Origin of the sequence: Actinomyces oris, from assembly GCF_001929375.1 — a bacterium.
Classification (GTDB): Bacteria; Actinomycetota; Actinomycetes; order Actinomycetales; family Actinomycetaceae; genus Actinomyces; species Actinomyces oris_B.
On record NZ_MSGO01000015.1, the window covers coordinates 37,289 to 52,127 of the forward strand.

The 14,839-nt window shown below is 69.1% G+C and carries 9 protein-coding genes; 1 reads left to right on the forward strand and 8 read right to left on the reverse strand.

Annotated elements, in window-relative coordinates; translation table 11 throughout:
* Positions 1 to 29: 29 nt before the first annotated feature.
* From BKH32_RS04645 to BKH32_RS04655, 3 genes are all read right to left on the reverse strand, one after another.
* Positions 30 to 4,952 (reverse strand): DEAD/DEAH box helicase, encoded by a 4,923-nt coding sequence (locus BKH32_RS04645; RefSeq protein WP_075248854.1) that lies wholly within the window; start codon positions 4,950 to 4,952, stop codon positions 30 to 32.
* Between the two features lie 178 nt (positions 4,953 to 5,130).
* Positions 5,131 to 6,165, reverse strand: coding sequence for a trypsin-like serine protease (locus BKH32_RS04650; protein WP_075248855.1), 1,035 nt, complete (start codon positions 6,163 to 6,165; stop codon positions 5,131 to 5,133).
* Between the two features lie 86 nt (positions 6,166 to 6,251).
* Positions 6,252 to 7,424: a DUF418 domain-containing protein gene (locus BKH32_RS04655; protein ID WP_143222707.1), complete on the reverse strand. Its 1,173-nt coding sequence runs from the start codon at positions 7,422 to 7,424 to the stop codon at positions 6,252 to 6,254.
* A gap of 79 nt (positions 7,425 to 7,503) precedes the next feature.
* Here BKH32_RS04655 and BKH32_RS04665 point away from each other — a divergent pair, with 79 nt between their 5' ends.
* Positions 7,504 to 9,021 (forward strand): NCS2 family permease, encoded by a 1,518-nt coding sequence (locus tag BKH32_RS04665; RefSeq protein ID WP_178384556.1) that lies wholly within the window; start codon positions 7,504 to 7,506, stop codon positions 9,019 to 9,021.
* A gap of 284 nt (positions 9,022 to 9,305) precedes the next feature.
* Here the strand turns inward: BKH32_RS04665 and BKH32_RS04670 are convergent, their stop codons facing one another.
* The 5 genes from BKH32_RS04670 to BKH32_RS04685 all read right to left on the reverse strand — a co-directional run bounded on the left by BKH32_RS04670 (position 9,306) and on the right by BKH32_RS04685 (position 14,477).
* The gene (locus tag BKH32_RS04670) at positions 9,306 to 9,935 is read right to left on the reverse strand and encodes a hypothetical protein (RefSeq protein ID WP_075248859.1); all 630 of its coding nucleotides are present in this window, start codon (positions 9,933 to 9,935) and stop codon (positions 9,306 to 9,308) included.
* An 11-nt stretch (positions 9,936 to 9,946) separates the two neighbouring features.
* Positions 9,947 to 10,372: a hypothetical protein gene (locus BKH32_RS04675; RefSeq protein ID WP_075248860.1), complete on the reverse strand. Its 426-nt coding sequence runs from the start codon at positions 10,370 to 10,372 to the stop codon at positions 9,947 to 9,949.
* 21 nt (positions 10,373 to 10,393) lie between these two features.
* Positions 10,394 to 11,251, reverse strand: coding sequence for a hypothetical protein (locus tag BKH32_RS14310; RefSeq protein ID WP_256690869.1), 858 nt, complete (start codon positions 11,249 to 11,251; stop codon positions 10,394 to 10,396).
* A 158-nt stretch (positions 11,252 to 11,409) separates the two neighbouring features.
* On the reverse strand, positions 11,410 to 12,039 hold the full coding sequence (locus BKH32_RS04680; RefSeq protein WP_075248861.1) for a hypothetical protein: 630 nt from the start codon (positions 12,037 to 12,039) through the stop codon (positions 11,410 to 11,412).
* Positions 12,040 to 12,080: 41 nt separating this feature from the next.
* Positions 12,081 to 14,477 (reverse strand): hypothetical protein, encoded by a 2,397-nt coding sequence (locus BKH32_RS04685; RefSeq protein WP_178384557.1) that lies wholly within the window; start codon positions 14,475 to 14,477, stop codon positions 12,081 to 12,083.
* Positions 14,478 to 14,839: the final 362 nt, after the last annotated feature.

Sequence of the window (14,839 nt, forward strand, 5' to 3'; positions counted from 1 at the left end):
CTTCCGTCACCGGTGCGGCGCCGGCCCGCTCATCGCCAGGTGGCCCCGTGGGGGCCGACGGCGAGCCGCATCCCCCTGGGGTCGCGCACGAAACCGGCCTCACGCAGGAGGTCGCTCACGGCCGGCTCCAACGCGGTGACCCCGTTGAGGGACTCCACCACCGTGCGGCGCCTGACCGCCGCGGCCCCCTGGCGCGCGAACGACCGCTGCCTGTCGACCGCCAGCGCGGCCAGGGCGCGCGCCAGCACCTCGCGCTCGGACGTGTAGGAGATGAGGACCTTGAGGTTCTCCGAGGCGTAGAGCACCGGGGCGCCACCCAGCACAACGACGCTCGCCCCCTGGCGCCGGACCGGCGGGCCACCCGCCTCCTCACCGTGGCCCCCGGCCGACTCGCCGAGGCCGGCAGGCAGCACCGGCTCGGGCCACCGCACCCCGCGCCCGACGAGACAGGCCGGGTCCTTGAGATCGAGCACGACCGGTGTCTCCGCCGCACCGCCGGGGCCGTGGCTGAGGGACCGCAGCCGCTCGACGCTCTCCCGCTCGGCGAACTGCGCCGGCCCCAGGCCCTCAATGAAACCGCCGCGCAGAACCATCCCGGTCTCCTCCATGCGCCGCAGCACCGGCATGAGGGGCCCGAGCCCTCCCGAAGCGCCGAAGGCCAGGGCGAGGTCGCGGCAGACGACCCCGTAGCGGTCCAGCAATGACTCCACCTGCTCGATCGCCCGCTCCTCGGCGGAGACCGGAGCTGCCGACAGCCTCACCCAGGAGGTGGAGGCCACCACGGAGGACAACCGCCCGGCCGCCGTCACCTCCCCGGCGCGCGGCATCTCCATCATGAGCCGGCGGCCCCGGCGGCTGCGCACCCGCCGTGAGGACGGGGCGGTGCGCGACCCGGCCGCGGGCGCCAGCGCCCGGCGCACCGGCTCGAAGGAGCGGCCCGTCGCAGCCCCCTCACGAACCAGCTGCCAGAGCCCCTCCTTGGCGACTCCCGTCTCCCGGCCCGCCGGCGCCTCCGGCTCAGCCAGCGCGATCGCCTCCTCGGCGACCGGCGCCAGGGCGGAGTCCGTGGGGAAGAAGGCGATCTCGCCCGGCGCGGGGACGTCGCCGGCCCCGGTTCGCTCCCGGGCGGAACCGGACCGGGACGCGGCATCGCCAATGGGCCGTGCCTGCCAGACGACCTCCCCGGAGGCGATGAGCTCATCGAGCATGGCCGGCCGGTAGTCGACCACGCGCGCGGGCAGGACCACCGACTCCCACAGGCCGGCCGGCAGCCACACGCCCTCCAGCGCCGCCAGGGCCTCCGCCAGGGCGTCGACGCCGCCGCCCGGCTCATCCAGCCCCGCACGCTCCAGCACGAGACGCTGGAGAGCCGCGGGCGGCACCGGCGCGACGGCGGCCCGCGCCCGAGCCAGGGAGCGGTGACGCACCCGGGCCAGGACCGTCGGCTCCATCCACCCCGCCGCACCCAGGTCCACGAGCGAGCCGTCCCCGGCCAGCTCGGTCAGGGCTCCCTGCGCCACCGCCGCCCCCAGCCCGAAGGCCCGCGCCACGCGCTGCGGCGTCACGGTCGTGTGGGTGCGCGCGTAGCGCACAAGCAGGTCGTTCAGCGGTGAGCGGGCCGCCGCCATCCGCTCGACCGCGCCACCGCCCCTGGCCTGCTCCAACGCCCAGTCGGGGACCTCCACGCCCAGGGCCCGCCGCAGATCCTGGGCGTCCTCGGCCCGGGCCCACAGCTCCCGCCCGCCGACTCGCACCGCGGCCGCCCGGCGAGCCCCGGCCAGCTCGGCAAGCGCCCGCCCGACAGCGTGTTCGGTCTCCCGCCCGCCGACGTCGGTGCACCGCTCAACCAGCTCGGTCACGCTCAACGGGCCCAGCTCACGCAGCAGATCGGCGATCCCCTCGGCGTCGGCGCGCGCCCGCCGGCCGGGAGCCAGGTGCTGGAGCTCGGCCTCCACCTGGGCCAGGACCTCGTCGTCGAGCAGATCCGCGACGCCGCCGTCGCCCAGCAGGGCGCCCAGCGCCTTGGGGTCCAGGGACAGCAGCTGGGCCTGGCGCTCGGCGTGGGGCAGGTCCTCCTGGTAGAGCAGGGTGCTCGCGTACCCGAACAGCAGCGGGTGGGCGAAGGGCGACGGCTCACTGGTGACGGCCTCGACGACGCGCACCCGGCCGGAGGCGAGAGACTCCATGAGGTCGGTGAGCGCGGGCAGGTCGTAGTACTGCTGGAGGCACTCGCGCGCCGCCTCCACGCTGACGGGGAAGTCCCGGAACTGGCGGGAGGCCTCGAGCAGCTGGCCGGCCTTGACCCGCTGCAGCCACAACGGGGTGCGGCGCCCCGGGCGGGCGGCGGGCATGAGCAGGGCGCGGGCGGCGCACTCGCGGAACCGGGCCGCGAACAGCGCCGTCGTCTCGATCCGGCTGCGCACCAGGGAGGAGACCTCCGCGGCGTCGAAGGTGATGAGCCCGGCCCCCGGGAGGCCGCCCTCAACCGGTGGGATCTGCAGGACGATGCCGTCGTCGGCCACGATGGTCTGCGGGCGCACCCCCAGCAGGTGGTGCACCCGCTCCCGGATCGCCATCGCCCAGGGCTCGTGGACGCACCGCCCCAACGTGCTGTGGACGATGATCCGCCAGCTGCCGGACTCATCCTCATGGCGCTCCATGACCAGGGTCTCATCCGTCGGCAGGGCACCGGTGGCCCGGTACTGCTCACGCAGCAGCACCAGCAGGTTGCTGCGGGCATGATCGTCCAGCCCCGCCTCCGTGAGCCGGCGCCGCAACGCCCGCTCGCCCGCAGACTCCCCGCCGCCCGCCTGCGCCGGCAAGGAGGCCTGCGCCTGACGCAGGAAGACGCCCTTGGCGAGCCCGGTGGCCGCAGGCCTCCCCAGCCCCTCACCTTTCCAGAACGGCAGGCGGGAACTGCGCCCCTCAGCCGGGTCGACGACGACACGGTCCCCGGTGATCTGGCGGATCCGCCAGCTCGACGTCCCCAGCGTGATGACATCACCCGGGCTGGACTCGTGCACCATCTCCTCATCGAGCTCCCCGACCCGCCGCCGCCCGGCGTCCTGCGCCCCCTCGGGCAGGACGACGGGGAACATGCCCCGATCCGGGATCGTTCCCGAGGAGGCCACCGCCAGCCGCTGCGTGCCGGGCCGAGCACTGAGCTCACCGGTGGCGCGGTCCCACACGATCCGCGGCGAGAAGTCCGCCAGGTCCGCCGAGGCGAAGCCACCGGCCAACAGCTCCAGGACCGAGTCGAAGGCCGAGCGCGGCAGCGAGGCGTAGGGGGCCGCCCGAGCGACGGTGGCGAACCAGGCGTCGGCCGTCAGCCCCTCCGCCACACTCACCGCGGCGACCGTCTGCTGGGCCAGCACGTCCAGGGCGTTGGAGGCCAGCTCCGTGCGCTCGATCGCCCCGGCGCGCATCCCCTCGGCGGCGACGACGGCGTCCACCAGGTGAGTGCGCTCCACGGGGTAGATGACGCCGCGGGGTCTCCCGCCCACCCGGTGGTCGGCGCGCCCCACCCGCTGCAGGCCCGCCGCGACCGACGGCGGCGGCGCCACCTGGAGCACGAGATCGACCGAGCCGATGTCGATGCCGAGCTCGAGGGAGGCCGTGGCCACCACGCACCTCAGCTCCCCCGCGGCCAGCTCCCGCTCCACGCCCAGACGCTGCTCCTTGGAGACCGACCCGTGGTGGGCCCTGGCGATCACCGGGGCGCCCGCCGCCAGGGCCTCGGTGTGCGACCCGGTTCCCATCTCCCAGGACTCGCGGTGAACCGGCACCTGTGGCGTCGGCGCCGCCGCCCCGAGACGCGCGGCGTAGGCCTCGTTGAGGTGGGCGGTGAGCCGCTCGCAGGCGCCCCGGGAGTTGACGAAGACCAGCGTCGTGCGGTGGGTCAGGACCTGGTCGAGGATCGCGTTCTCAAGGTGCGGCCAGATCGAGGCCGATACCCGGGCGGGCACCCCCGCACCGGGCCCCTCCGCCCGCCCCACCGCCATGGCTCGACCCAGCGCCTTATCGGAGCGCCAGGCCTGCGAGGACCCAGCCCTCCCGAGCCCGGAGGGCCGGGCGCCGCAGCCACTGCCCGCGCTCGCGGGTGCTGTCAGCGCCTGCTCCATCCGGGTGCGTCGGTCCGAGATCGCCGGGATGCGGGCCATGTTCTCCACCGGCACGGCCACCGTGACCTCCGGCGCTGCCCGGCCGTCGTCGGCGATGATCGTCACCGGGTGCGGCCCGCCGAGGAACCGGGCGACCTCCTGTGGGGGCGAGACGGTGGCGGACAGGCCGATGCGCTGCGCCGGGCGCCCCAGGAGATCATCGAGGCGCTCCAGGGACACGGCCAGGTGCGTGCCGCGCTTGGAGCCCGCGAAGGAGTGGATCTCGTCGACGATGACCGTCTCCACCGTCCGCAGCGTCTCCCGCACGGCGCTGGTGAGCATGAGGTAGAGCGACTCCGGCGTCGTGATGAGGATGCTGGGCGGGTGGCTGCGCAGCCGACGACGCTCCCGCGCGGGCGTGTCCCCTGAGCGCACCCCCACCGAGATCGAGCGGGTGGGGCCGACGGCGGCGATCCCTGCCAGTGGCCGGCGCAGGTTGCGCTCCACGTCCGCTCCCAGGGCCTTGAGCGGGGAGATGTAGAGGACCCGCACGCCGTCGGTTGGCTCCGGGCGCTCGCGGGCCTCCTCGCCGGCGTCGAGCCGACCCAGGCGATCGATGGCGGACAGGAAGGCCGCGAGCGTCTTGCCCGAGCCGGTGGGGGCGATGACCAAGGCGTTCTCACCCCGGCCGATCGCGGCCCAGGCCCGCTCCTGCACGGTGGTGGGCCCGGTGGGGAAGGCGTCGAGGAACCAGGTGCGGGTGGTCGGGGAGAATCCCTCCCAGCCCGGTCTGTGCGCACTGGCCGTAGCGGCGTCGTTGCTGCTGCTGCTTGACGTTGTGCCCGCCGCCATGCTCGATCACCCCCGTTCGCCTTGTGGCTTCAGTGACCATCCTTCCACGAGGGTGTGACAGCAATCCGCGCGTCTTCAATGCGTTGACCGGCTCGCTGCGCGGAGCTGAAAAAGCCTGCGGCAGCGGTGGGAGAGCAGCCCCGTCTCCGTTCACCCACCGCCACCGCAGGGGACCGGGTCAGGACTCCTCGGTGGGGGAGCCTTCGGAGCCGGGCTCGCCGGCCCGGGCGTCGGAGTCGTGAGAGGCGCCGGTGCTACCGGCCGTGAGGGGCGCCGAGGCCTCGTCCACCCCCTGATCCTTCTTACCCCGCTTGATGACGGCGAAGGACACGCCCAATGCGGCCAGTAGCACGATCCCGCCACCAACCAGCCACAACGGGTTGAGGTCATGGGATTCCTTGGACTTGGCCTTGGCCTGTGAGCCCGAGTCGCCGTCGTCGGCGGAGATCGTCTTCATGATCCAGTCGTACTGCTCGGCCAGGGGAGTGCATGTGAAGTGGCTGGAGGACGTGGCCTCGGGATTGCTCTCGTCAATGCTCGCGGTGAGGACCGCCGCCACCTTGTCGCCGGTGAACACCGGGCCGCCGGAGTCCCCCGGCTGGGTCTTGGCGCCGTTGCGGAGGTCGACACTCAGGGACTGCTTGCCCTCGAAGAGGGTGAAGTCCGCGGTGCCCGTGATGCTTCCGGTCGCCTTGGGCAGCGTCTTGGTGCCGCCTGAGCCGTCGGAGGACCAGCCGTAGACCGTCACCTCGCCGGAGGAAGGCGCTTTGTCGGCGATCTTGGGGTAGCTGGCGAGCTTCATGTCCTCCTTGGTGTGCATGAGCGTGATGTCGCCGGCGGGGGCCTTCTCCCACCGGTCGACCTCGACCACGCGCTGCTTGTCGCCCTGGCCGATGCGCACGGTGGACCCGGAGACGTTGGGGGTTCCCTCGACGCAGTGCCGGGCGGTCACCACCCACTGCGGGGCGATCGCGGTGCCGGTGCAGTTGCCGTTGGGGTCGCCCTCGCTGCCGATCCTCTCGGAGACGACGGCGGCGCTGATGGCGTCGTCGGTCCCGGCCTTGTCGGGACTTATGAGCGCGTGTGCCGCACCCGCTGGAAGGAGCGCGAGGGCGGTGACGGCGAGCAGGCTGTGGGCGCGCACGAGCGAGCGGGGGAGGCGGTGACGGTGAGGAAGCGACTGGGGGGCCGGGATCGTGGCGGCGGGTGACATGGTGTTCTCCTCTGACCTGAGCGGTGGTGCGGTGTGTGAGATGAAGGTGCTTGTGCGGATTCCGGTGAGTGCGGGGCGGTTGTGGTTCAGGTGAGTTCGGGAATCGTCCGGCCGGGACGGCCCTGGTCGGTGGCGGTTCGGACGAGCCGTCGCAGCGCCCACTCCAGGGGACCGTGGTCGAACCTCAGGCGGATGATCGTGGCCAGTGCCAGGGTGAACAGGATCGTGGCGGCCCCCAGGACCGGCATGCGCAGCGGGGCGTCGGTGGAGAGGAAGGGACCGGCGCTCAGGACGTGACAGACGTAGACGGTCAGGGACATCGAGCCCATGGCCTGGAGCGGGAGGACCAGCCGGCCGGTCCAGCCGGTGAGAGTCCCCCTGAAGGTCAGGAGGCACAGGGAGACGATGGCCAGGGCCCCGCCCGCCGTCGTGACGAGGTCGATCAGCGCCCCGGAGTGGGTGACCGGATCGATGAGCATCATGGGGATGATGACGCTCAGCTTGTCGGAGGAGACCGCGGCGACGACGTCGATGGTGTTGCGTGCCACGGCTCCGGCGACGGCGAGGGGCAGGCCGACGGCGACCGTGAGGGCCTGGGCCCGGGCGCTGCCCACAATGAAACGGTGGGCGAGTACCCCGATGATCATGTAGCTCGCCCAGGCGAAGGCCGGATAGGCCCCCGTCAGCGCCTGCGAGGGCACCCCGACGGTGGCGTCGAGGACGTGACAGACCGCGGAGAGGATGATCGTCCACGCGAGGACGACCATGAGCGTGCGGGTGCGCCAGCGCGGTGCGCAGGCCAGGGCGATGTAGCAGATGCCGAAGGCCGTGAGCACCACGTTGATGGTGCCGGCGAAAGGCGTGATCATCTCGCCCAGAACAATGAGAATGACGCCGCGGACGATGATCCCGTGACGTGATGCCGCCAGCGCCGTCCCTCCCTCACGGACCCCGCGCGATCCCATGATGGACAGCGACATGCCGGCCAGCACGGCGAACAGGGCGGAGGGGAACCCGCGAACGATCTCCGCCGGCCACCCCTCAGGCTCCATGAGGTGGGCCACCACCATGCCGATCAGCGCCAGGGCGCGGGCGATATCGAGCCCGATGATGCGCCGGCGAGGCGGGGAGGACGTCGTCGACGGCGCTGCCGGTGAGGTGCCCGACGGCCTGCTGGGCGCAGCCTCCTCGGGCGGCGGCGTGTTCGACGTCGTCGGACAGTCCGCCGGTGGTGGTTCGAATGAGCTGGTTACGTGCACGGGACAGGACCTTAGGGGCGCTGCTGTTGTGACGGTGTAAATAGTTCTGCCGGCTTCAGCGGCGCGTCGTGTTGTCGTGATGCAACCGTCTGGTTTCGCTCAGCGCGTGACGATCTGGAAGAATGCCGCTGTGAGCACACGTACCCCGACGAAGTCCTCATCCTCCTCACCCAGTCAGGTCTCCCGACTGGATCGGTTCTTCCACATCACTGAACGCGGTTCGAGCATCTCCCGAGAGATCCGCGGCGGCATCGTCACCTTCTTCTCGATGAGCTACATCCTCGTCCTCAACCCCGCGATCCTGTCCAAGGCGAGCCCTCCGGGAACCGAGGCCCAGCTCGCCGCCGGTACCGCCTTCGTCGCCGCGGTCATGACGATCCTCATGGGCGTCGTCGCCAACTATCCGATGGCCCTGGCCGCGGGCCTGGGGATCAACGCGATGGTCGCCTACACCCTCGTGGGCTCCCAGGGCATGACCTATGCCGACGCCATGGGCCTCATCGTCATCGAGGGCGTCATCATCCTCGTCCTGGTGCTCACCGGCTTCCGTGAGGCCGTCTTCAAGGCCGTCCCCGATCAGCTCAAGACCGCGATCTCGGTGGGCATCGGCCTGTTCATCGCGCTCATCGGCCTGGTGGACGCCAAGATGGTGCGCCGCGGCGGCACCCCCCTGGAGCTGGGCCTGGGCGGCTCCCTCCAGGGCTGGCCGGTCCTCGTCTTCCTCTTCGGGCTCTTCCTCATGGTGGTGCTCCACGTGCGCAAGGTCCGCGGGGCCATCCTCATCGGCATCGCCTCGGCCACGGTCCTGGCCATCATCATCGACGCCGTCGCCCACCTGGGCCCCTACAACGACGAGACGATGCCCGGTCCCGACAACCTCACCGGCTGGTCCCTGTCCGAGCCGCGCCTGGACGGCCTCCCGGTGGACCTGCCGAGCCTGTCGACGCTGGGCCACTTCAGCCTGCTGGGCAGCGTCCACAAGGTCGGGATCGTCTCGGTGATCCTCCTGGTCTTCTCCCTGCTGCTGGCCGACTTCTTCGACACGATGGGCACCATGGTCGCCATCGGCGCCGAGGGCGACCTGCTCGACGAGCACGGCAACCCGCCTAAGACGCGCGAGATCCTCGTCGTCGACTCCCTGGCCGCTATCGCCGGTGGTGTCGGGGGCGTCTCTTCCAACACCTCCTACGTGGAGTCCGCCGCGGGCGTGGGGGAGGGGGCCCGCACGGGCCTGGCCTCCGTGGTCACCGGCTGCATGTTCGCCCTGTCCATGTTCTTCGCGCCGCTGGTCAAGATGGTCCCCTACGAGGCGGCCACCCCAGCGCTCGTGGTGGTCGGTTTCCTCATGATGATGCAGGTGACCGACATCGACTGGAAGTCCCCGGAGATCGCCCTGCCGTCCTTCCTGACCATCATCATGATGCCCTTCTCCTACTCGATCACCAACGGGATCGGGGCCGGCTTCGTGGCCTACCTGGTCATCGAGGTCGCTCAGGGGCGGGCGCGGAGGATCCACCCGCTCATGTGGGCGGCCTGCGCGATGTTCGTCGTCTACTTCACCCTCGCCCCGATCAAGGCGATCCTTGGCGTCTCCTGATGAGGGTGTAAGTGTCCATATCTGCAGCAAAGGCTGTGAACGGCTTCGCTCCTGCGGAAGCAAACCGCATGATTCCGCGGTTCCTGCTGGTGAGGTGAGCGGTGTCGAGTCCCCTTTGCTGCAGATATGGACACTCCGGCGCCCGTGGGCGGCATTCCGCTCCTCTTAACCCGTGCCTCACGCCCCAGCCAAGGGGGCGTTTCACGTGCTTCGGAGGCCGACGAGGGGTGGAGTCGGCGGTTCTGCTTGTTGACTGAAGCAGGCCGCGTGCAGTGGTTGGGTGTTCACCATTGGTTGAGGATGGTGGGGTAGGTGTCGGGGGTGCCGAAGGTGAAGATGGCGCCGTTGGCCACGGGAATGGTTCGGGTGGCCAGTTGGGTGGCGCGTTGGTAGTGGGGTGAGTCGGAGGCGAAGAACATCTTCCAGCCCGGCAGGTATCTGTAAGGCGGTGGGGTGGGGGTGACTGGGATGTCTTCACGGGTTAGGGCTCCGATGGTATTGGGTGTGAAGGTGCTGGCGGTGGTGTGCATGAGAGCGTCGGCCAGGTCCTCGCTGGAGTCCAGGGCGGCCCCGAGTGCCTCGCCGACCATCAGGTCCACGCTGGCGTCTCCAGGGCTGGGCATGTTGAAGCTCAGCATGAGCTTGTTGCCTTGTCCTATCTGTCCGGAGAAGGCTGGGGTGAGGCCGAAGTCGGGGTCGTCGGAGATGGCTTGTACGCCGTGGATTAAGTGGAGGAGGTAGTCCTGGGTGATGGGTGGGGACTGCTCGGCCTCCTCGCGGCTGTCGGCGGTGGGGCGCCACAGGTCCAGGGAGGGGTGCAGGGGCCTGATCCGTTGGATCCACTCCCACACCCGACGCCCCTCCGATACCGGATCACCAAGCGCCCGCCGTTTGAAACTGAGGTCCCATCTCATGGCTGCGTCCTTTATTGGAAGTACTGGGGGTACTCGAGGTAGGGGTCGTGTTCGCGGTGGTCGACCCACTGATCTATGACCTGCTGTTGTGTGATGCCAGGGGTGAGAACGGTGTGTCCGTCAAAGACGCTGGTGGTGAACCACAGCACTAGATTTGGGTCGGGGTTCAGTGAACGGACCCAGACAGCGATATTGGCCGCCTCCTCAAAATCTAATGCTCCATCAGCTGAGATGAGTTTATTGTCGCGGAAGTGACTGACGGTGACTGCCATGTCGTCGGGGTTGATGATGATGTCAACGTCAGTTTGTCGCTCGCCCTCTCCCCAGCGTAGAACTCTGCTCCCCGGCCATTTTTTGTTGGCTTCGGTAAGGAATCTATTTCCGTCTATTATTGTTTGTTTTGTGCTGAGTTCTGGAAAAAGAAAGCTAACACTCATGGTTTTCCTTGTCTCGAGATGTCACGGAATTACGTAAACGGTCAAGGTGATATTGGGGCCAAGGGCTTTTCTTGCCCTGTTTCCCAGGTATGTTGCGGCTTCGGGGGTGTTGGTTACCAGGTTGAGGTGTGATACTGGGTTACTTGGCGAATTTATTACCTCTCTGTATTTCTCTATTTCGGCATCGAACTTTTTGATGATGAATTTTGGGGCGCGACCTTCGTATAGAGCTTTGGGTCCTGATTCGGTGTACTTTGCGTCCCACGCCATGGTGATTCCACTTTTTCTGTCTATGGTGACAGAGTCGGCCCATATCTCATCTCCAACATCTGATGAAATATGACGTTCCACGTCCGTTCCTAGTACTCTGTGTTGGTACTGGTATGCAGGTGTGGTTGGTGGGTTTGTTCGTGTGGGGAGATTGTTGAACCATTTTTGCACTCTCCTCGGGTCGTCCCAGTATGCGGGAAGGCCGTTGCGTGGGCTCCACATGGAGGTGCTGGCTGCGCCGGTCTCGTCGTGGACGAGTCTGCGGCGTGCGTTTCGGACGTAGTGGCGCCATGCGGTTCGGTCGGTGCGCCACAGGTAGGAGGCGTACCTGGCCTCGCGGGTGGCGGCGTAGGCGCCGCGGGCCATTTGCCCGCCCATGGCGCTGGCGGCTCCGCCGCCGACCGTGGTCAGGGCGGCTGCCGCCAGGTCCAGGGCGATCTCGGCTGGGGTGTGGGTGGACAGGTAGCGGGCTGTCGTGCCCCGTGGGTCGCGCATGAGGGCCGCTGCCCCGCGAGCGGCCCCGAACACGGTGGCTACGCCCATGCCGACCTCGAAGGCCAGGCCGAGCGTGCCCCCGGACAGGAGGATGATGGCCCCGGCCAGGAGCATCAGCCCCAGCTTCTGCTCCCAGCTCAGCGACTCCCACGCCGCCCGCAGTGCGTCAAGAATTCCTGTCGGTCGGGTTTTGGTGAGGGGTGGTTGAGGGGGCTGTCAGGAGGCTTGTCTTGATGGTGGTGTTGTGGGTTCTGGTGTGGGTGGTTGGGTGTTCACCATTGGTTGAGGATGGTGGGGTAGGTGTCGGGGGTGCCGAAGGTGAAGATGGCGCCGTTGGCCACGGGGGCGGTTGTGGTGGCTAGTTGGGTGGCTCGTTGGTAGTGGGGTGAGTCGGAGGCGAAGAACATCTTCCAACCTGGAATGTAGTTGTAGGGCTCTGGGGCGGGGTTAAGCGGGTGGTCCTTGCGGGTCAGGGCTCCGATGGTGTTGGGTGCGAAGGTGCTGGCGGTGGTGTGCATGAGAGCGTCGGCCAGGTCCTCGCTGGAGTCCAGGGCGGCCCCGAGAGCTTCTCCGATCATGAGTCCGATGCCGGCGTCTCCAGGGTTGGGCATGTTGAAGCTCAGCTCGAGCTTGTTGCCTTGTCCTATCTGTCCGGAGAAGGCTGGGGTGAGGCCGAAGTCGGGGTCGTCGGAGATGGCTTGTACGCCGTGGATTAAGTGGAGGAGGTAGTCCTGGGTGATGGGTGGGGACTGCTCGGCCTCCTCGCGGCTGTCGGCGGTGGGGCGCCACAGGTCCAGGGAGGGGTGCAGGGGCCTGATCCGTTGGATCCACTCCCACACCCGACGCCCCTCCGATACCGGGTCGCCAAGCGCCCGCCAGTCAAATGCGAGGCTCCATTCCATGATCGTGGTTCCTTTCCTCGTGGTACTGATTGGCTGAGATGCTAGTTGGGTGGCGTGTAGAAGAGCTCGATCTCGGCAGGGAACTTTCCGAACTTCTGTCGATTGAAGAGCTCGTCGAATGTGTATTTTTCGGCGATGTGCCATTGGATGGGGGTGTCGGTGCCGGTGGCGCGTACGGCCTTGACCTGCTCCTTACCTATGTCGATGAGACCTTTCTTGACGCGTTTCACCTCCCCCGTTTCTGGGTCGGTCTTGTAGGTGCTCTTTGGTTCGTTCGACCAGCTGCCTTTGATGGGGTTGGCGTAGCCGGGGCCTTTGGCGTCGATGAGGGCGAAGCCGTCGAAGCCGTCGAACTCTTTACCGCCAACATAATAGGAGTGCTCGATGGGGACGCCGGTGACTTGTTCCTCGTAGAGTTGGGAACGGGCCGACCCGTAGTTCCTGCCCGGTCCCCATTGGCCGGGGCCGCCGTCGGAGCGTCCGGGGCTGGGGGTACGCAGCCCGGGGTGGTGGATGCCGTTGCGTGGGCTCCACATGGAGGTGCTGGCTGCGCCGGTCTCGTCGTGGACGAGTCTGCGGCGTGCGTTTCGAGCGTAGTGGCGCCATGCGGTTCGGTCGGTGCGCCACAGGTAGGAGGCGTACCTGGCCTCGCGGGTGGCGGCGTAGGCGCCGCGGGCCATTTGCCCGCCCATGGCGCTGGCGGCTCCGCCGCCGACCGTGGTCAGGGCGGCTGCCGCCAGGTCCAGGGCGATCTCGGATGGGGTGTGGGTGGACAGGTAGCGGGCTGTCGTGCCCCGTGGGTCGCGCATGAGGGCCGCCGCCCCACGAGCGGCCCCGAACACGGTGGCTACGCCCATGCCGACCTCGAAGGCCAGGCCGAGCGTGCCCCCGGACAGGAGGATGATGGCCCCGGCCAGGAGCATCAGCCCCAGCTTCTGCTCCCAGCTCAGCGACTCCCACGCCGCCCCCAGCACATCAAGAATCCCCGCCAACCAGTACGGCTGGCCTTCGCCCAGGCCATCGGCCATGCTCCGCGTGAACCCGGGAACCATGGCAATGACGAGCACACCGGCCACGACCGCGCACAGCCCCGCGAGCCGCACCCTCCACCACTGCTCCGGCGCCGGATCGAGCTCGGCGCGCGCCGCCTCCTCCCGCGCGATCCGCAGCTTCGCGGGGGTCTCCAGCAGCAGCCTCGGCTCGCGGAACGCGGCCGCCTCCATGAGCGTCATCCACGCCCACCGCCACTCGACCCCGACGACGGAGACCAGGCAGGCGCCGTCGGCCAGGAAACGCCCGAAGGCATTGCGTGGTACTCCAGCCCAGACGCGCCACCGCCACGGGCCCCAACGGTTCCCGTAGTTGTCGCTCTCGAGGGCGCTCACGTACCCGCCGCCCCACAGCGCGCGGCTATCGATGATCCAGGCCAGGGCCAGCATCAGCAGAAGAATGCCGGCGCGTCCGTGCCCGTAGTTGGTCAGCGATGCCGTCACCTCGATGGGCCACGACGGCGCCTCGCCTCCCGTCTGTAACCACAGCACGTAGTCGGAGGCGTTGCGCCCCATGTGGTCGACCACCGCCACCCACCACGTCCACAGCGGCACCACCGGGGCGAGAATCTGCAACGCGGCCCTGTATCCACCGCGATGCACCCGACCACGGCGCCACAGGGCGATCCCCAGCCCGATCGCCCCGGCCACCAATCCGGTGACGACCGCGTGCCCGGCGTAGACGAAGACGTTCCCAGCAGCCCCGGAGAACGGACTCAGCGAGTAGCTCGAGGCACCGTTGCACTTCAGCTGTCTCACCCCGCCCTCGGGGCAGAGGAGACGGTCAAGGAAACTGCTTCCGTGACCGGTCAGGAGCGCGATGCGGCGGGTGACCTCCTCGACCGCCTCGAAGGCGGCGCCCGCCGCCACTCCGAGAACGATCCAGTCGCTCACCAGGAAACGGCGCACCCGCCCCGGAACCACCAAAGCGAGAACCGCAAGCGGTGTCAGCTTGAGAACCTCCTCCACCACGGAGGCGACCACCAGGGAGGCAGACGTGTCTGAGGGGGTGACGCCGGCAGCGCTGCAGACCCACAAGCTCACCGTGCCGATCAGCAGCGCCAAGGGCATCCCGGTGGCGAACACTCCCGAGGTCAGTGCCCAGGAGACGGTCTTGGCCCGGGCCAGCGCGAACCAGCACACCACCAGCCACAGGCACCCGACCCAGGCCCCCAGCGCGGTGCGGACCGTCGGCGAGACCACCACGGCCACGAGAACCACCAGCAGCGCGAACCAGGAGGCAACGGCCCGCACTCGGCGCAGCGCCAGGAAGATGCGGGACCTCGACGTGCGGTCACGCAGCCGTTCCCACCACTCCTGCTGGGGCGACGGCGTGTCTGCCTCCGATCCGGCCGCGGGCCCCGGCCCCGGTGCCGCAGCGGTCGTCATGGTCGGAGCGGACGGTTGAACAGGTGTCGTTGCAGGCTGAGGCGGCCGGGCGGTCCCGCGGGCGGGCCGCGGTTCGGAAGCTCTGCTGGAGACCGGCATGCGGCCATAGGCGGCCGCCTCCGCTCGGTTGGCTGAACGATCGTCAGGCGGTACTACCCCATAGGTCGTGGCTGGAGCACCCCCGTGGGGTGTGGACGGCATGACCCCGTACGCCGTCGTGGGGACGTAGCCGTAGCCCGACGCCGATTCTCCCGACGTCGTACGCCTCCCCTGCTCCGTCCGGCTCGGCCGGTGCCGGGCTGCCGGCCAGATCCGGGGAGGCTCCATCCGAGGAGACTCTTCGGGGCTCGATCTTGGCACAT